Annotated in this window: 14 protein-coding genes and 3 pseudogenes; 15 read left to right on the forward strand and 2 right to left on the reverse strand. The window is 40.7% G+C overall.

What is annotated here, in order from left to right; all coding sequences use genetic code 11:
- Positions 1 to 255: 255 nt before the first annotated feature.
- On the reverse strand, positions 256 to 783 hold the full coding sequence (locus DWW90_RS05500; protein ID WP_122344268.1) for a DUF6125 family protein: 528 nt from the start codon (positions 781 to 783) through the stop codon (positions 256 to 258).
- Positions 784 to 2,182: 1,399 nt separating this feature from the next.
- On the opposite strand from DWW90_RS05500, the gene DWW90_RS05515 reads away from it, so the two are divergent.
- From DWW90_RS05515 to istB, 15 genes and pseudogenes are all read left to right on the forward strand, one after another.
- The gene (locus DWW90_RS05515; protein ID WP_122344292.1) at positions 2,183 to 2,764 is read left to right on the forward strand and encodes a metallophosphoesterase; all 582 of its coding nucleotides are present in this window, start codon (positions 2,183 to 2,185) and stop codon (positions 2,762 to 2,764) included.
- Positions 2,765 to 3,449: 685 nt separating this feature from the next.
- Positions 3,450 to 4,838, forward strand: a complete 1,389-nt coding sequence (locus DWW90_RS05525; RefSeq protein WP_122344271.1) for an ATP-binding protein — start codon at positions 3,450 to 3,452, stop codon at positions 4,836 to 4,838.
- A 27-nt stretch (positions 4,839 to 4,865) separates the two neighbouring features.
- The gene (locus tag DWW90_RS05530) at positions 4,866 to 6,065 is read left to right on the forward strand and encodes a hypothetical protein (protein ID WP_122344272.1); all 1,200 of its coding nucleotides are present in this window, start codon (positions 4,866 to 4,868) and stop codon (positions 6,063 to 6,065) included.
- Entirely contained in the window at positions 6,055 to 6,534 is a 480-nt protein-coding gene (locus DWW90_RS05535) for a hypothetical protein (protein WP_233547648.1), read from the forward strand. Before DWW90_RS05530 ends, DWW90_RS05535 begins: the two co-directional genes overlap by 11 nt.
- Positions 6,535 to 6,596: 62 nt before the next feature.
- Positions 6,597 to 10,247 (forward strand): ATP-binding protein, encoded by a 3,651-nt coding sequence (locus tag DWW90_RS05540; RefSeq protein WP_122344293.1) that lies wholly within the window; start codon positions 6,597 to 6,599, stop codon positions 10,245 to 10,247.
- Positions 10,248 to 10,258: 11 nt separating this feature from the next.
- Positions 10,259 to 11,101 carry a hypothetical protein gene (locus DWW90_RS05545; protein ID WP_122344273.1) on the forward strand — a complete coding sequence of 281 codons (843 nt, stop codon included), beginning with the start codon at positions 10,259 to 10,261 and terminating at the stop codon, positions 11,099 to 11,101.
- A 124-nt stretch (positions 11,102 to 11,225) separates the two neighbouring features.
- Positions 11,226 to 11,432, forward strand: a pseudogene (locus DWW90_RS20725) (helix-turn-helix domain-containing protein).
- A gap of 120 nt (positions 11,433 to 11,552) precedes the next feature.
- Positions 11,553 to 11,828, forward strand: coding sequence for a hypothetical protein (locus DWW90_RS05555; protein ID WP_122344274.1), 276 nt, complete (start codon positions 11,553 to 11,555; stop codon positions 11,826 to 11,828).
- Between the two features lie 482 nt (positions 11,829 to 12,310).
- Positions 12,311 to 12,895 carry a metallophosphoesterase gene (locus DWW90_RS05560; RefSeq protein ID WP_122344275.1) on the forward strand — a complete coding sequence of 195 codons (585 nt, stop codon included), beginning with the start codon at positions 12,311 to 12,313 and terminating at the stop codon, positions 12,893 to 12,895.
- Positions 12,895 to 13,662 (forward strand): metallophosphoesterase, encoded by a 768-nt coding sequence (locus DWW90_RS05565; RefSeq protein ID WP_122344276.1) that lies wholly within the window; start codon positions 12,895 to 12,897, stop codon positions 13,660 to 13,662. Before DWW90_RS05560 ends, DWW90_RS05565 begins: the two co-directional genes overlap by 1 nt.
- A 13-nt stretch (positions 13,663 to 13,675) precedes the next feature.
- Positions 13,676 to 14,992, forward strand: coding sequence for a hypothetical protein (locus DWW90_RS05570; RefSeq protein ID WP_122344294.1), 1,317 nt, complete (start codon positions 13,676 to 13,678; stop codon positions 14,990 to 14,992).
- 286 nt (positions 14,993 to 15,278) lie between these two features.
- The gene (locus tag DWW90_RS05575; protein ID WP_122344277.1) at positions 15,279 to 15,599 is read left to right on the forward strand and encodes a helix-turn-helix domain-containing protein; all 321 of its coding nucleotides are present in this window, start codon (positions 15,279 to 15,281) and stop codon (positions 15,597 to 15,599) included.
- Between the two features lie 3 nt (positions 15,600 to 15,602).
- On the forward strand, positions 15,603 to 15,734 hold the full coding sequence (locus DWW90_RS20935) for a hypothetical protein (protein ID WP_255418846.1): 132 nt from the start codon (positions 15,603 to 15,605) through the stop codon (positions 15,732 to 15,734).
- 148 nt (positions 15,735 to 15,882) lie between these two features.
- Positions 15,883 to 17,418, forward strand: a complete 1,536-nt coding sequence (gene istA / locus DWW90_RS05580) for an IS21 family transposase (RefSeq protein WP_233547649.1) — start codon at positions 15,883 to 15,885, stop codon at positions 17,416 to 17,418.
- A 16-nt stretch (positions 17,419 to 17,434) separates the two neighbouring features.
- Positions 17,435 to 18,185: pseudogene (istB, locus tag DWW90_RS05585) on the forward strand (IS21-like element helper ATPase IstB).
- 139 nt (positions 18,186 to 18,324) lie between these two features.
- Here istB and DWW90_RS21010 read toward each other — a convergent pair.
- Positions 18,325 to 18,426 (reverse strand): annotated as a pseudogene (locus DWW90_RS21010) (DNA-binding protein); the annotation flags it as partial.
- Between the last annotated feature and the right edge of the window lie 222 nt (positions 18,427 to 18,648).

Below are 18,648 nucleotides of genomic sequence, written 5' to 3' on the forward strand. Positions count from 1 at the left end.
TCCTTTTTTAATTGATTACCGCCATTTACACAGCATTTGCAAATTTAAAGTAAGAAAACAATATCTTAGTGGCGAAAAGCAGGTTGGGATAAGTAATTGTTTTGTCTAATTGCAAGCAAAAAGAAGGGAGCGGTGACTTTGAGTAAGGATTGGCGTAAATATGTCTTTTGATATTTCGTTTTTCGAAAGAGGAGTAAGGCTTTAGTTGTGATTTTTGTAGCAAGTCCATGATGTGTAAAAACATGCTATGCCGGTTTAATCCGGTGCTGAGTGTTTTAATGTGAATCTCCAACAGCAGGCGCATCCCTGATCGGTAACCTCCGGATAGCAACTTATCATTTCGGTAACGATTCTTCCATCGATAACGCGCGCAAACCCGTCATGTTCGATGAAACCAACCGGTGCGCATGGATGAAACGGCATGCCTTTTGCCTTTCGGGCAGATTGTACCCTGCATTCATTTATACGATATATAAGAGAATCTCCTTCCCTAAAGATACTGACAGAAGGGTTCGACAATGCAGAGAATCTTATCGCCAATGCCTTCTCCAATCCCTCAAGGCCAGCTTCGTCCGAAAGGTTCAGAAAGTTTTTAATCCTTTTGGCTTCCGTACGGGTGAATTTCACCCATGCATTCTTGTCATGCCACATCGCCTCCTCCATACCGCTCTTCTCTTCCACTGATTGGAACCACATTCCGTCAAGGGCATAGATGTTCTTCGCGTATATTCTGATCAAGTCTTTAAGTTCTTCTTTTGATAATAGGTCGAGTTTGTCTGTCATGATTTTTAGAATTGTCTTTATTGTTGTTTTGCTTTATCAGATTATATCAATGGCTTTGATTACCTGGTGAATCCAAATCCCAACTCCGTTTCATCGCCATTAAATTTTGTTGCACTTCTTCGTTGAATAACTTGATGTCATCTTCAGTTAGGACATTGTTATAAAACAGGCTGAATACAGCCATGAAATAACGTGATCCGGACAACCTGTCATATTGCGTTGCAATATGCTTGTCGAAGTCAGTGATTTTTTTTTAAGATTCAGATATACCTCATGAGGTGTCTGATCTCTCAGAGGCAGTATATCTTTCACCTCCTCCAAAAACGTTTTACATTCACGTTGTAAAGCTTCGCTAATAAGTTGGCGAGCTATTACCTTTTGACTTTTTGATAGTTCCATGATTTGTATGCTGATGATTATTAATTATGACTTACTTTTAATAATAAGCTTATTTACACTGTTGATTGTTAGTGTTTTGCTCGTTATTTGTTTGAATTAAAGATAGCCAACCCCTTCGCCGTTAGCAGATACTTTTGTTGCGGGTGCTTGGGATTGTTTGGCTCTAAAGATATGAAATATTCTGCTATATAATAATGGAAAGATGGAGATGTTGATATATACAGCTTGATTAGTGGATTTTAAATATGTTAAAAATACAATAACCTCCCTTCCCGTGTGTTTTTCTATTTCGTCTGAAATCTTGGTCCATTTTGGATTGACTTTTTTCGTGGTTTTGATCATTTTGGCTGACAACAGACGGAATGGGATGCCGAGATCGTTCCGGAAAACGTACAATTTGATTGCTGTGAGACGGAAACGCCAGCAAAGTGATAAAGATTAACTCCTGGAGAATCGCCTGTAGCAAAATAAAACAGACGGCGTCCCGAATATTTGAAGGAAATTTAGGTGCTTTTTTGCCCTAAAGACGGTCCTCTTTCCAATTACGACCGTCCAAATCGCCATTACGACCGTCTTAATCTTCGCGAGGTGCCGAGTGCACTACACATTAGCACGGTCGTAATGGCAAAGAGAACGGTCGTAATTGCGGAAAACGTTCGGAAAAGGCGAAAAAGTCCCTTTTTGAGGTCAAAAAAGTGGATTAACATTTGTTTGGTTTTGGATGTCTTTCGAGCCTGAAAAATGCGTTTTGTACAATAAGTACCATTTGGAAATTAAGAATGGAAGATAATCCCATGCCCATGGAATCCGTCCCGGAAAATAGTTGCTGAAAAATTTGTAAGATTTAATGCTTTATCATATTTTTGCACACTTTTTCGATGCTGAGAAAGCAAAATCGGAATGAAAAACACAGATTTACCACCTGTTACCTTCTCCTCATTCCCTATTCGTTAAATTAAATTGATTAAGATGCGTAGTGATACGCGGAAAGGAGAAAGTTATGGATTATAAATTTGATGCCGAGCATACGTTCTTTACGTCAGATACTCATTTTAGCCATGCGAATATCATTCGTTTCTGCCATCGTCCGTTTAAGGATGTGGATCAGATGAATGAAGCACTGATTGCCAATTGGAATAGGGTGGTAGAACCCGATGATACAGTTTTCCATTTGGGTGATTTTTGTTTAGGAGGTTCCGCTGAATGGAACAATATACTTAATCGTTTGAATGGTAAAATCTATCTGATAATAGGCAATCATGACCGGAAGAACATTCGGCAAGGCTATATGAATAAATTTGAAGATGTAGTGATGCAGATGCGCATTGAAGTTGGCAAGCGTAGCATCTATTTGAATCATTACCCTTTCCTCAGTTATGGCGGTGCCTATCGAGATGTGTGGCAACTTTTCGGTCATGTGCATACCAGTCCCAATAGCACGGGACTTGATACGTCGCGTCTCGATATGCTTTTTCCCACACAATACGATGTTGGGGTAGATAATAATAGTTATACGCCTGTTTCGTATGAGCAGGTGAGGAAGATTATTCTGAAACAGATAGATAAAGCGAGAAATATATAAATAGAATGATGAATTTAAGCAGTAAGAAGATGTAATGTCTAATCGAAGCATAATAAGTGCAAGGCCTGTTGTGCTTCATAACATTACATTAATATGAGCAGATCAAGAAAAAAAGTTCCTGCGGGAGTATGCTGTTGTTGTAAGTCGCAAAAAAGAGGAAAAAGGGTTGCTTCAAAACGATTCAGAAGGCGTACAAAAGTATTGATTAGTCAGGCGAAATATGAACTACTGCCAACACGTTCCATTGAATTGACCTCTCCATGGGACTTAGGCGGTGATGGTAAAACTTATTATGGCTGTCATCCTGATTGTGAATGGTATGTCAGAGTGATGCGTAAATGAGTAGTTGGCGTTTTTCTCCGTTCTTCACTTTTACTTGCCGATGCAGCATATTAGACTGATTGACTACCAATATTTTGTGACTTAAAAGATAGAAGCCTCAAAAATTTACTTGTTTTTTCGCCGAAAATCGAAGATTTAATATGTGTATATATGAATACGGGGATAAAGTAAAGTTGCTTTCGGTGATTTGTGCTGTGATTTTTACTTTTTGGTACAAACAAATATATGATTCGTTGGAAAAAGTGTGTGATTATGGATGTTATTCATTTGAAAAAATGTATTAAACTTTAGTCTATTCGCTCGAAAAAGTGTAATTTTGCCATTGAAAGAATAAGATTGCGCTATGCTTAAGAGAAAAATAGAAACATATTTAGCCAACTGGAAACAGTCTGAGGACAGAAAGCCTCTTGTGATAAAAGGTATCCGCCAATGTGGAAAGACATACATTGTCCAGAAGTTCGCAAGGGAGAATTATGAGAGTGTGGTATATATGAACTTTATACTTGAACCAGATAAGAAGTCTGCCTTTACTGGCAACATAGATGTAGATACCATTATTCTCAACCTCTCAGCTTTGATTCAAGGCAGTCGTTTCATTGAAGGGAAAACCTGCATTATCCTTGATGAGATTCAAGAATGTAAGGAAGCAAGGACAGCCTTGAAGTCATTCCATATAGACGGACGTTTCGATGTTATTGCAACAGGTTCTCTTTTGGGAGTGAAAGGCTACGGTCAAAGCAAGAAAAAGAAAGAGGATGTAGGACAAGATTCTGTTCCCGTTGGATATGAAACAGTAATTGACATGTATCCATTGGATTTTGAAGAATTTCTATGGGCAAACGGAATCGGTTATACAGTCATCGACTCAATTAAATCATGCTTTGAGAACGAAAAGGCGGTTCCTGATGGCATCCATAAGGCAATGATGGAACTGTTGTACAGATATGTCATTGTCGGAGGTTTGCCGGAAGTGGTGAATTGCTTCCTCGAAACGAAGAATATCGAACTTATATATAAGGTACAGCGCAACCTTATAGCCGAATACGAAGAGGATATGGTGAAATATGCGGATGATGCAGACAAACCTCGTATCCGCGAATGTTTTGAGTCTATCCCGAAGCAATTGGCGAAGGAAAACAAGAAATTCCAATATTCCGTAGTTAAGAAAGGTGGAAGGGCTTCACAATACATCGGTAGCATCCAATGGTTAGAGGATGCAGGGATAGTTAGGAGATGCTATAATACGTTGATTACGGAACTGCCATTAGAGGGTAATTCCATCAAAGACAGTTTCAAGGTGTACGCCACAGATATAGGTATCCTTATGGCTATGCTCGATTATGGCACTCAAGCAGATATTTTAAAGGGTAATCTTCTTGGATACAAGGGAGCAATCTTCGAAAACCTTATGGCTGATTTCTTATGTAAGTCCGGGCAAAAGCTATACTATTTTCATAAGGACAGTGGGCTTGAACTGGACTTCTTAGTGAGGTTTAAGGGTGAATGCGTTATCCTTGAAGTCAAGGCAAAGACTGGTAAGGCAAAAAGCATGACTACGGTTCTTAAGAACAAGGATGTATATCATATCAATAATGCAATTAAGTTAGGTCAATATAATGTAGGACGTGAGGGAGAGGTACTTACGATTCCGCTTTACATGGGATTTCTTGTCGAGGACAAGATTGCAGACGTTATTATTCCCGATGTTGATTTGAGTTTATTAACTATTTGATGGTATTAATCACAGAGTTTTGAATATATGGATATTCTGACGCATTTTAGGAGTATAGAAGAACTGACCAAAACACTCTCACGTGAGCAAGGATTGCTGAGTGAAATGTTTGAGAAACGAAAACTTATGAAGTTTCCGTTGGGGCTTGCCATAGACCTTGTCGGAGGAAATGAAACCCGATTGAGAAAGTTGGTTGACTATGGTGTACTGGTGGAAACAGGAAACACAGTTGAGATTGAGAGTGACTACCTGAACTTCTTTGAGGAGGTGCTGAATGTGAACGAGGAGATTAGCGTGTTGAGCGTGCAAGAATGTATCAACACTTTGAAGGAATATATTGGATATTTCCTGCAAGAGACCAACGCCAATCGTAAAGCCGGATATCAGGACAATGTACGGCAGCTTTTAAAGAAGACCGGATTCAGAACGTTGAAGAATGTGGTGGATTTGAAGCGCAATATGGACAATGCTTATAAGCAGGAACCAAACTATATCATCAAAAAGAAGAAACTACAGAATTTGGATGAGAAGAGCCATAGCATTCGCGCCATGATACGTGAATGTGAAAAGCTGATGGATAATGAGCATGCCTTCTTCATTATGGCCAATGATCCGCATATGGCCAAGACCTGTAGCGATGTGAAACATGATTTTGTGGAAGCCTATCATGCACTTATGGAGATAGACAGGCAGATTATTTCCTATATCAATCAGATTGACCAGCAAAATCAACTTTACAAGAAAATACGAAAGCTGAAATATCTGCAAGATCAACTCCTTATCAAGACTGATACGAACCTTATACAGGTGTTGGAGGAAAGAAATCCTCTTTGGATGGAATCACGTCAATACAGTAAAGTCCGTTTGTCTTTAGAAATGCTGAGGGAAAACGAACAAGTGGTAAAGTTATTGAAGCGGATTGCTGAACGTAATGGTATACAGAAAACGGCAAGGACAGAAGCCGAACCCTTGACAGAGGAAGATTTACAAGAGCATATTCAACAACTGAAGGAGGTGGATGCTACAGAAGTATGGAATGCGTTCTTAGCATCAAGCTATGATCTGTTTGAATTCATTTTAAGGTATGACTATAAGGTAAAACGTACTATTGAAGACTATGTAACTCTTTTCTGTCAATTGGTAATCTTGCATCCAGATGAATGCCGGATGACAGGAGAATATGTAATTTATCAAGACATTGAATATCCTGTAATATATGCGAAATAATACACAAAGAATATACGAACGGTTAAGCCGGGGAGAATTTCTTTCGGTGGACAGCACAGATACCTCTATCCGTCACTTATATGAGGATATTGAGGAAAATGTGGAGGATTATGCAGACTACTTCAAGGAAATCGGTCTGCAATTGGAGTGTGGTAACGGTTACTTCTATTTTTCACGAACAGGAGAAGGCAAGCAAGCGATAGAGCAAAAACTGGACAGCTTTTCAAAATGGCTGGACTATCTGGACTTCTTGAAATGTTATAATCAGTCATTTACTGCCGGATATCAGTTCCGTAAAAGTCATTTGATAGAACAAATTAGTCTGGATATTGAGCTGAAGGAGAAGGTGTGCTATCTGTTCAAGAAATACGGTGTGGGGTCTAATATTGAGATTGTAAACAAACTGCTTCAAGAGATGCTGAATATGGGCTTTGCTGAGTGTATTAGCGAACAAGACGAGACTTATTAAGATTACTTCGGCATTTCGCTATGTTGAAGAATTGGTGGAAATAATTCAAATAGTCAATGAAGATGAAGTACCTGAATAAGATTATTTTTATCAATAGTGCCAATATCCCCTATGCAGAGATTTCTGTGGATGGCAATGTGCATTTTACAGGAACACAAGGTGTGGGTAAAAGTACAGTGTTGAGAGCTTTGCTGTTTTTCTATAATGCCGACAAACATCGTTTGGGTATTCAACAGGGACAGAAGTCATTTGATGAATTCTATTTTCGCCAATCAAATTCGTATATATTTTATGAGGTGATGCGTGACAATGGTGCATATACCATATTGGTTAGCAGATACCAAGGACGTGCTTCATGGCGATTCATTGATGCGCCCTATCAGCGTGAATGGTTTATTATCGATGACAAGCAGGTATTGAGTGACTGGGTGAAGATTCGTGAACGTATAGACAAGAATGTGGCCGTTTCTGCAAGAATAGAATCCGGTGTGATGTTCAAGGATATTATTTTCGGCAATACCCATGACCATAAATATACACGTTATGCATTAGTGCAAAGTTCGCATTATCAGAATATCCCACGAAGCATTCAAAACGTTTTTCTGAATACAAAATTGGATGCAGACTTTGTAAAGAACACGATCATACAATCCATGACAGATGAGGAATTACCCATTGATCTGCAGACCTACAGACGACTTGTTATAGACTTCGAGCGAGAGTATGATGAGATAGACTGCTGGTTCCGTCAAGCACGTGATGGCAATTATCCAGTGCGCCAACAGGCATTGAAAATTGCTGAACAGGGTCGTAAAATTGTGGCGCTCGACCAGCAATTGACTGATGTATGGCGTATGCTGAATCATGCCGTAGCTTATAGTGAGCAACGTATACCGCTTTTGGAAGTTGAAGCTACAGAAGTTAAAGTGGGCATTGAGAAAGAGCGTAACCGTGAGAAAGAACTTACAGCAGAATATGATAAAGAAAAAGACTCGCTCAATCAAGAACTTGGTGCCAAGAAGAGTAAACTGAAGGAGATAGCACAGGCAAGAAAGGACTTCGATGCTTTTGATATTGAAGCCATACTTACTCTTGCCGGCCGAGAAACAGCTATCAAACAGGAAGAAACAGAGAAACAAACGCTATTGGATGACTTATTGAAAACTCATGCCTCGATAGAGGAAAAGTACAACATAGCAAAGGCTAAACTGGAAAATGCATGTCAGGCATTCAAGAACGCTCAGAAAGAGGCATACTATCAGAAACAAGCCATACTTCAGAAAGAACGTAAGAACCTGGAAGAAGAACGCACCAAGAATAGAAATCAGATTATGGTTACTTTCAACAGTTGGCGATATGAGTCTGACGATCGCCTGCAGATATTGTTGACTGAACAGCATAAGGCTGATAATGCACTGAAGGAACTCCGTCAGTGGCATCCTATGGCCGATAAAATAAAGCAGGTGGATGAACAACTTCTGCAGTTGAATTTGACTGAGAAAGAGAATTCAGCTCAACAGACAGCAGTAAAAAGCCAGATTGACCAGATTACTGCCGAGTATGAGATGAAAGAGACAGAAATAAAACAAGCATCTCTGCGTGAGCAGGAACGTCTTGAGGCAGACCGCACACAAATTCGTGTACAAATTGCAAAGATAAATGATTTACTTGCTCATTTAGACGGTTCTTTTTATAAATGGCTTTGTGAAAATATGGGAGGCTGGGAAAATACGATAGGCAAAGTTATTGACGAGGAACGGATTCTATATGCGCAAGAGCTTGAACCTCAATTGGACGTCGCATCTGATAATCTGTTTGGCATAAGGTTGAATCTGGATAATATTGCCTCAGTGCATCGCACTCCTGACGAGTATAGACTGGAAAAGAAGAACTTGGAAGAGCAAGTGCTGCAGATTAACCGTCAGCTCATGCGATTACCTGTTACTCTTCAGGAAGAGATATCGAAACTCGGAAAGAAATATGCAACACGGCTCAATCCACTTCGGCAGAAAGTGACCTTGTTAAAGGTTGAAGAAGAACAGATACCTGTCAAACTACAGAATCTGCAAAACCACCGGCATAAGCTGGAGATGGAAGAACAGGAATGGATTGAACAAGAAAAAGAAATCCGTGAACGCTCCTTCAATGAAGCACTGTTAAGAGTGCAATCGGAGAAGGAAACTCGTGAAAAAAATGAGGCAAGGAATAAAAAAGACCTTAAAGAGCTTGATTCGTCATTCAATAAGGCTTCAAAAGCACTTGACGAGGAACTACGCATTTTCAAAGAATCACAAAATTCAGAAGCAACCCTGCGTAATCAGGAGTTTGCGGTACAGAAGAAGCAACTCGAAGAACAGCAGAAAGCGGAACTTGCAGGTAAGGGCGTTGACATGAATCTGCTTGAACAATATCGCAAAGCTTTGAAGGACTTGAAGATACTGTTGATGAGGATTGAAAAGGAGCGTCCAATAGTTATCAAATATCGCGATGCCGAGCAAAATCTTTTTGCCAAGGAACCGGAAATCAGAAAGACTATTAAGGACATCGAGCAACAACTCTCAATGATACGCCAGCGTTATGAAGATAAACGAACACGCATCGAAAAAAAATGCAAGGAAATGGAAGGACGTCAGAATATAGTCCTCAAGGAACTGGCGCATAGAAAAGAGGGCTTAAAGATTTATCATCAGATGGTCGAGAATGAATATTTGGTACCTGATACTTATCTCTCTGACGACAAGATGATGAAGACACATCAAGATTGTCAGCAGCTTTTGAGCCAACTTAGGGGTACTGTCAATCAAAAACGCGAATCAATTGACAAGCTTAAAGATATAGTTGTTAGTTTCAATCGTAACTTCAAGCCTCAAAATGCTTTCCATTTCAACACGATGCCAGTGACAGATAATGACTATCTGCAAATTGCGGTTGATTTGCAGGACTTCATGGACAATAACAAAATCGAGGAGTTCCGCAGACGTACCAGCGAGCATTATAAAGATATCCTAGGACGTATCTCAACAGAAATCGGTTTACTGATGAAACGTAGATCCGATGTAGATGGGGTGATACTTGACCTAAATCGTGATTTTGTAGAAAAGAATTTTGCAGGAGTAATCAAGAGTATTGAACTGAGAGCGAATGAATCATCTGATAAGCTTATGCAACTGCTTATGTCCATTCATGATTATACCGTAGAGAATGCTCTCTCTATTGGCGAACTTAATCTCTTCTCAAGCAACAATCGGGATGAGGTGAACCGCAAGGTCGTGGATTACCTGAAGAGTCTATCCCATCAACTGCAAAACGAACCCAATCGTCCATCTGTATCATTAGGTGATACTTTCCGTTTACAGTTTCGTGTAAAGGAGAACGACAATGACACGAACTGGGTTGAGCGTATTAATAATGTAGGGTCAGATGGTACAGATATTCTTGTGAAAGCAATGGTCAATATCATGCTCATCAACGTTTTTAAGAAAAAGGCAGCCCGAAAGAACGGTGATTTCATTGTACACTGTATGATGGATGAGATAGGGCGCTTGCACCCTAACAATATCAAAGGTATTCTGCAGTTTGCCAATTCACGCAATATCTATCTCATCAACAGTTCACCAACGTCATATAACCCTTATGACTACCGATATACCTATCTCTTGAGTAAACATGGAGTGAGGACGAGAGTAGAAAAATTATTGAAACGAATAAAATAGTTGGAGGTTATATGGCAATAAGTGCATCTATACAGGCATTAATAGCAGGAGAACAAGTCGCAGGCTCAAAGTTAAACAGTAAGTTACGTGATGAACTGTTGGCTGAAGGTATGCTATTGGTTATATCTCATGGCTCAAGAAAATCATATCGTGCCCGTGATACTGAGGCTTTAAAAAGATTTCTTATAGATAAGGATGAGAGTTTTCGCATTCTCGAAATAGATGCTTCAGATTCCCGTGCTTCTATGGCAATAGAAACAGGAAACTCCAAACTTGTTATGGTCCGTTCCTGCCCGGGATTCCCTGTAAACAGCTACGAACCTATTGAATGTTTTCTTGACGGAGAGGCTTTTATAGTAAATCCACAAGAAGGAAGTTTTCTTTTTGTCGCAGAGTGGGAGAAGTTTATAATTCCAGAAGACGTAGTAGTGATTGGCATTGAGAATATGGAAAATTTTAGGATGATTCGCAAGCAAAGAGTATTTTTTGAGGAATATCTTCAAGTGCATAAGCTTTCAAATAGAGTGCTCTTTGTGTCCAGGTATCCACAATCAACTGATCTTAGAAGATGGCTATGTGCTATTCCCAATCATTATCTTTACTTCGGTGATTTTGATTTGGCAGGAATAAATATTTTTCTCTTTGAATTTCAACAATATTTGGGTAAGGAACGTTCTTCATATTTAATTCCAGACGATGTTGGATTTCGATTGAAATCAGGTTCTAAGAAAAGATATGATGAACAGTATTGCCGTTTTAAGGATATTAAGTCAGATGTATGTGAATTGCAGCAGTTAATAGATCTTATTTGTCATGAGCGAAGAGCTTATGATCAAGAAGGTTACATATATTGAAAAGGTTTGAGAATGTAGAACATACATGCAATTTATTAAGATATAAATAAATCATACCCTAGCTGATATAATATTTGATTTTCATTTTAATTTTGCACCCGAAAAGGTATAAAATAGGATGCCTATGAATGGTCTATCAGCTACGGTCAAAATATTGCGAAAGCAATATCATCTAACATAAGAGGAACTTTCGTTGAAGTTGGGGGTAGGATTGCGTTTTGTTCGTGATCTTGAACAAGGAAAAGAAACGTTACGCCTTGATAAGATGAATCAACTTCTTGATTTCTTCAATTATGAAATGGTTGCCATTTCAAAGGAGAATAAGCAGTAAGGCAGCTTACGTCATGTATAAATAAATTAACAGAATAACATTTAAAGGTATTAGCTATGGATATATTAAGTCTCACCAAAATAACATCATTGTTCATCCTAACTTTAATAGAAAGAGACGATGGACAAAAGAAACAAATTTTGGAGACGCCAACAAATGGCTCGTGTGTTTAAGGCTCGCATGATTCTTTATGCCGCTTATGGTCATTGCATCATTCGTGAGGATGGAAGCTATTATGAACATCCTCATTGGTTTGAATTGGCAAAAGACAAATGGGCACAAGTTTACAAAACTACAGGTACTCCGTGTAGCTGTTTGATGTGCAGAGGATTTGAATATGACCGCAAGGAGTATAAAAAAGAGACTCGGCGGATTATTCGGGAATCAATGGAGTAGGCTAAATGATCAGAAACTGAATCTGTGTTTTATTGCATAGATTCAGTTTTTATTATGTGGGGCATATAGGCGGCTACATGGATTTTCTCGGAAAGTGATGTAGAATATGGAATTTATTTGCTAATTTTGCACCGATTTTGAAACGATGTAAAAACTAACAATGCAGAGAAATAGAATGAACATATTATCGAAGGTCACAATTTGGAGTAATAAACGCCCTGAATCTGTGTCGAATGTTCATGTCTTTGGCATTGAACCTTGTATTGTAAATACTTTCCAACGAACATAGCATGGTGTAGTTTATTCTACCCTGATTGAAAATATAAACTGAATAGTTGGAGAGTCTTTACCAAACTTTCCAACTATTTTGTTGTATACCCATTTGTGACAGCTACCTTACGATGCTTTTCTGTCATTTCCGTCTGATGGGTGATTGGCAAACAGATTATTAACGTGCAGTGATGCACATAAATTGAGAAGAGATGAATTATAAATTTGATGGCAATAAGGTATTCTTCACATCTGATACCCACTTTTATCACGGAAATATCATTCGTTTCTGCAACAGACCTTTTAAGGATGTGGAAATGATGAATGAAACGATTATCTCCAATTGGAATAATACAGTTGGCTTGGACGATATTGTTTTTCACTTGGGTGATTTCTGTCTTGGCGGTTCAGCCGAATGGACTAAAATACTAAATAGATTGAACGGCAAGAAATATCTGATTCTCGGCAACCATGATTTGAAGAATTTGAGGCAGGGTTATGTCGATAGATTTGAGCATGTGGCTATGCAGATGCATATAGAGGTGGACAAGCAGAAGATATATTTGAATCATTATCCGTTTCTATGCTTTGATGGCGGATACAAAGATGTATGGCAACTGTTCGGTCATGTGCATACAAGGAAGAATAATACCGGAATTGATGCCACTCAGCTTCAGAACCTCTATCCGACACAGTATGATGTTGGAGTTGATAACAATGATTTCACTCCGGTTTCATTTGCACAAGTGAAGACAATCATTGAAAAACAGGTTGAACAATCAAAAATGAAAGAGTAATGAAGATACAATATTTGAGCGATTTACATCTGGAGTTCGGGGAGAATAGCAGATATTTAAAGCATAATGAATTGCCTGTTACCGGTGATGTGCTGGTTTTGGCCGGAGATATATTCTATCTTAGGGATAGGATTGCTCCTATGATGAAATTTTGGAAATGGGCTTCGGATAATTATAAGCAGGTTCTGATTGTTCCCGGCAATCACGAATATTACAATTATTGTGATGTGATGGAACGAGGACTGCAATGGAAGTGGATGTTCCGAAAGAATGTGGGGTACTATCAGAATCAGGTAGTCCGTATCGATGATACCGACTTTGTTCTGAGTACGCTATGGTCGAGGATTAATCCGAATGACGAGTATTTCGTGTGGAAAGACATGAATGACTTTCGCCAAATCAAGTTTGACGGAAAATTGCTACAGGTAGAGGAGTTCAATCGGATGCACGATACTTGTATTGATTTTATCCGGAAAAGTGTCAAAGAGAGTACGGCGAGCCATATTGTGGTGGTTACTCATCATTTGCCTACTTTTGAGGTGGTTGCCACACAACACAAAAACTCCGTGCTGAATAGTGCCTTTGCCAGCGAGTATGGTGATTGGATTGCTCGCAGTCGGATAGATGTTTGGATCTATGGACATTCGCATAGCAATATCGACACCGAGATTGGTGGCACTCGGGTAATCTGCAACCAGATGGGATATGTTTTTGCGAATGAGCATCTTGTGAGTGGGTTTGATCCGGGAAAGTATGTTGAAATTTAAAGAGCATAAAGCAATGAATGAAAAGATAATAATAGATAGAAAACTCTTTACTGATTTGGCGAAAGAGGTTGGGCTGAACGCTTTGCATATAGAAGCATTAGGTGAAGTGCGCCATTGTGAAATCATCGTTAGCGGCGATATGCTGGAACGGCTGGTTGAAATTCAGCACCAGTTCGAGCAACTTACCGTAATGGGTGATGATGAGTATCGTGGCTTCTACATTGAGGTGCCACGACCCACTCCCGAGGAATGGGGTGATGTTGAAGAACTGATTGCTTCAGGAGAGTATCGAAACAAAGAAGCATTTCTTGCGGACTGGCTTGCATTCAATCCAACGGAAACTCAGTGGTTTCATATTGCCTCTTATAGATACGAAGAGCTCCGATCGATTCGCGTTACAGACCGAAAACATACGCATTTCATCATTACGAATCGCTCCTCTTATGCCGGTGGAGAATCAGATGAAGCATGGTGTCGGAATTCCATTGCCCAGTTTTTCGACTATTTGCAGAGGCTGGTTGATGTTATTGCTGCAAATCTCGATGGGGTCAACGACTATGTGGCGCACAATCTGCCGTACCAGCAACGGACTGGGCGGATTGCACGAAAGGAACTCAATCGGATAGCACCGAAGTTCAAAATTGAGGTGGAAGATCGGGAGACTGCTATAAAGGCTTTGGAGGATTCAGTGAAGGAACATTCCAGACCTCATCTGAAGACTATGACCATCCGGCAATATTGTATGTATTACCGCATCGCTAACGAGGTGTATGAAACATACTACCGGAAACGAGGTGTTGGAAATCGTATCTACAAAGAACAGCCGAATGTTCCGGAAGAGCTGCGAGATGTAGCCTACTACATGCGAGTAAGGTTCGTAGATGTAGACAGACTATACGACATTGACAGCCCAGAGGATTTTATACGGTTTGCAACAGACCATTATAGCGAGCTGAGACTTTCGCGCCTGAATGTCATTGCATCGAAGGTGTCGCAGCAGGGTTGGATGATAGTTGTCTCTAATAGCTATTCGGCCAATGTCGGGCTGACCATTGAGGTTGCCATAGCTCTATATAAGGCAGGAGTGCCATTGCTGATTCGTGATGCCGAGAAACTCCTGAGGATTTTGCGTGAAGAAGATTATGTGCGGCTGATTCCCAATTCATACCATAACTATATGGGTTATCAGGAGGAAGGTACTGTTTATGAACTGCCGTGGGAATACGAATGCTCGGACGATGGTGAATCGGCTTTGACTTTGGAGCAATACAATGCAATTGTTTCTCTTGCGGAATGGCAGGGTGAAGAGTTGGTGAATTCCATCGCTTGACGCTTGAATTGAAGACGCTGGCTCTTACCTTAATCATAATCATTGACAAAGGTAAAAGTCGGCTTCTTTAAAACTTTCAGCTTCATTGCCAATAATATTGGGTGGTAGAAATCAGTATTTGCATAGAACTTAAAGCATTGTTTAAATTCCATCTCTTTTAATTTTGTGTTTTTCGCAGCAACACATCATTAAATAGATAAAAAGTAATATATTTGCATATTATATGATAGGTTGGATATAGCAAAGTCATTTACGCAGTCGCTTTGCACCTTAAATAGATAAAATAATGGCAAAGAATACAATGGGAACTAAGTTACCCCGAAAATTGGAGCAGAAGATGTCGGTTGTGGGAGAGCAGATTAAATTGGCTCGTTTACGCAGGAATCTGAGTGTGGCTCAGGTGGCAGAACATGCCACTTGTTCTCCGTTGACCGTGTCTCGAATAGAGAAAGGCGCACCGACAGTAGCAATCGGAATCTATTTGCGAGTGTTGTATGCTCTACAGCTTGACGATGATATTCTGTGGCTGGCCAAAGAAGACAAATTGGGAAAATCTTTGCAGGATTTGAGTTTGAAGACAAGGGGACGTGCCTCAAAAAAGGAATAAACGATGAAAACACTATATGTATATGCCGATTTTGACTGGTTCAAGGAAACAGAACTCGTTGGTGAGTTAGGCTATGAATCTCTTCGTGGTGGAAAATTCACTCGTATCTGCCCCCTTCCGTCCACTTTAAAGTGATCCCCTAAATTCACTCGAAAGTGACCCCTTAAATTCACTTCAAAGTAATCCCCTAAAAAAGAGTTTCATTCTTGTTTATCCGGCCTATAATTCTATTTTATTTGTTAAAAACAAATAAAAGTCAGTTTTGCCCAATAAACAATTAGGAATGGAAAAGATTCGTCAAGTGTTACGCTGTTACTCCCAGGGTCATGGTACCAAAAGTATCAGCAGCATGTTAACCGTCTCGCGCAACACGGTCAAGAAATACTTACAAGTATTTCAACGCAGCGGCTTGGATTATGAAGGGGTGCTGTCCCTATCGGACCAGGAACTCTCGGAGTTATTCCACGAAAAGACCAGAGTAAAGACAGAAAGTGAACGGATGGAAGAACTAAAGTCGTTGCTGCCTGAGTATTGCAAGCGGCTTCAGAAGAAAGGTGTTACGCGTGAGGCTTTATATCGCGAGTACCTCTCTTCGCATCCGGATGGTTATGGACGCACCCGTTTCTATATTCTGATTCAGCAGCATATAGCCTGCAGCCGCCCTATCATGCATCTTGAACACAAGGTCGGTGATAAAGTGTTCATTGACTTCGCCGGTGACAAACTCTCCATCATTGACCTTGATACGGGAGAAATCATCCCGGTGGAGGTTTTTGTCGCGATTCTTCCCTGCAGCCAGTTAACCTATGTGGAAGCTGTCATGAGCCAGAAAAAAGAGGACTTGATCCGTGCTTCGGAAAACGCTTTGTTATACTACCAGGGAGCTCCCTCCGCCATCATCCCGGACAACCTCAAGTCTGCCGTTACCAAGAGCAGTAAATACGAGGCCATCTTGAATGAGGATTTTGCAGCCTTTGCCGAACATTACGGTTGTACCGTAATCCCCGCCAGGGCTTACAAAACACGTGACAAGGCGCTGGTGGAAGGCACCGTTAAACTGATTTACCGCAGTATCTATCCTAAGATACAGGAACGCGAGTTTTATGACCTGGATTCACTGAACGCAGCTACCCGCGTGGCATTGGGACTCCACAATAACACTCCGCTCACAGACCGTAAATACAGCCGGCGGGAACAGTTCGAGGAGATAGAACGTGACTCCTTGCGCAAACTAAATCCCATCCGCTTTGAACTCAAACAGCGTTACAGGGCTACCGTGATGAAAAACGGTCATGTCCGCCTGGGGGAAGATGCCCATTACTACAGCGTGCCTTGCCGCTATATAGGCAAGAAAGTCATCTTGTTATATACCTCACGCCAGGTATGCATCTATTACGGTTACGAGCTGATTGCCACCTATACCCGCAACAGGGCCCGTTGCCGGTACACGACCCTGGAAGAGCATCTGGCTTCACACCATCGCTATATCACGGAATGGAACCCGGACAAATTTATACATGAGGCGGCGGCTATCCATCCGGACGTGGAGGCATATATCCGTCAGGTGATGGAAGAGAAAAAACATCCGGAGCAAGCCTATAAATCGTGCCAGGGCATTCTTAGCTTCGCACGCAGGGTCGGCAACACCCGGCTGACCAACGCCTGTCGTTGGGCTACAAGTTACGGACTGTACAATTATCCCATCATCGAGCGCATCCTCAACAACCGGCAGGATGAGTTCCCGTTGGAAGACAGTGCCGGGCAAGAAACAGAGATGCCTTCCCATGGGAATATCAGAGGAAAAGAATATTACCAATAAACCAATCAGACTCAATATGGAAATGAATCAGGACACATTGGAAAAGATGTTAGGGATGAACCTTAAAGGCATGTATTATGCCTTTAAAACAAGTTTGGAAACACACCGGACGGAGAGTATGACCACCGACCAGTTCGTTTCGTGGCTGGTCTCGAGTGAATGGGACGACCGCAGAAATCGTGCGGTAGAGAGCTATCCGGCAGGCCTCCTTCAGATACAAGGCCACCATTGAAGAAATAGACTTCTCGGTGGAAAGGGGGCTGGACAAGAACCTCACCTAACGTTTGGCTGACCTGACTTTTGTCAGGGAACACAAAGACCTGTTTATTACCGGAAGCGCCGGAACAGGCAAAAGTTATCTGGCAACAGCTTTTGGCTTCCAGGCTTGCCAGAAAGGATATAAAGTGCTATATGCCAACACATCCAGACTTATGGGGATGCTTAAGGTTGCCAAGGCAAAAGGTACAATCCTGCAAGAACTCAAAAAAATCGAGAGGTTGGATATGCTTATACTGGATGATTTTGGTATACAACCCTTCGATTCCCAGGGGCGGATGAATCTGATGGATATCATAGAGGACAGGCATGGTAAAAAATCCACCGTCATAACATCACAGGTTCCGGTAAGAGACTGGTATGACGTTATTGGAGAAAAGACGATTGCCGATGCCGTTCTGGACAGAATTGTACATCAGGCTATACGCATTGAACTCTTCGGGGAGTCGCTACGGAAATGTAAAAGTAAAAAAGAATCGTTATATTTATAAACGAAAATTAATGTAGAACCTGGCATAACTGACAGGAAGAATACGAAGAAAACAAGAATGAACAGGATGGATGAATGGAAAAATTTAACAGGGGGCAAATTGCTGTGAATTAAGGGGGCTACTTTGAGTGGATTTTCTAACTGCAACGATGTGAACAGTATCGAGTTGTTGTCTTTTGTGCATAGAAGACTTCTCCACACCACTCGCATACCTTTTTGATTCTGATGCTACTACTTGCCATTTCTGCTCATTTTTTAATGTTTAATTCGCTTTATTTCTCCCGATTTATTCAACTATTGTCAACCATTGTGAACTCTCTCTACAACCTTTCCAATCAGTTTTCGATTGCAAACCTCCGAGACCCAAATACGGTACAAAAATGAGCTGAAAATGCACTATTAACGATAACATGGCTCACCCGATATTTCTTGGGGGGAACTTCATTAACTTTCTTGGAATATCT

This window comes from Parabacteroides sp. AF17-28, assembly GCF_003479205.1.
In the GTDB taxonomy this organism is placed as follows: Bacteria; Bacteroidota; Bacteroidia; order Bacteroidales; family Tannerellaceae; genus Parabacteroides; species Parabacteroides acidifaciens.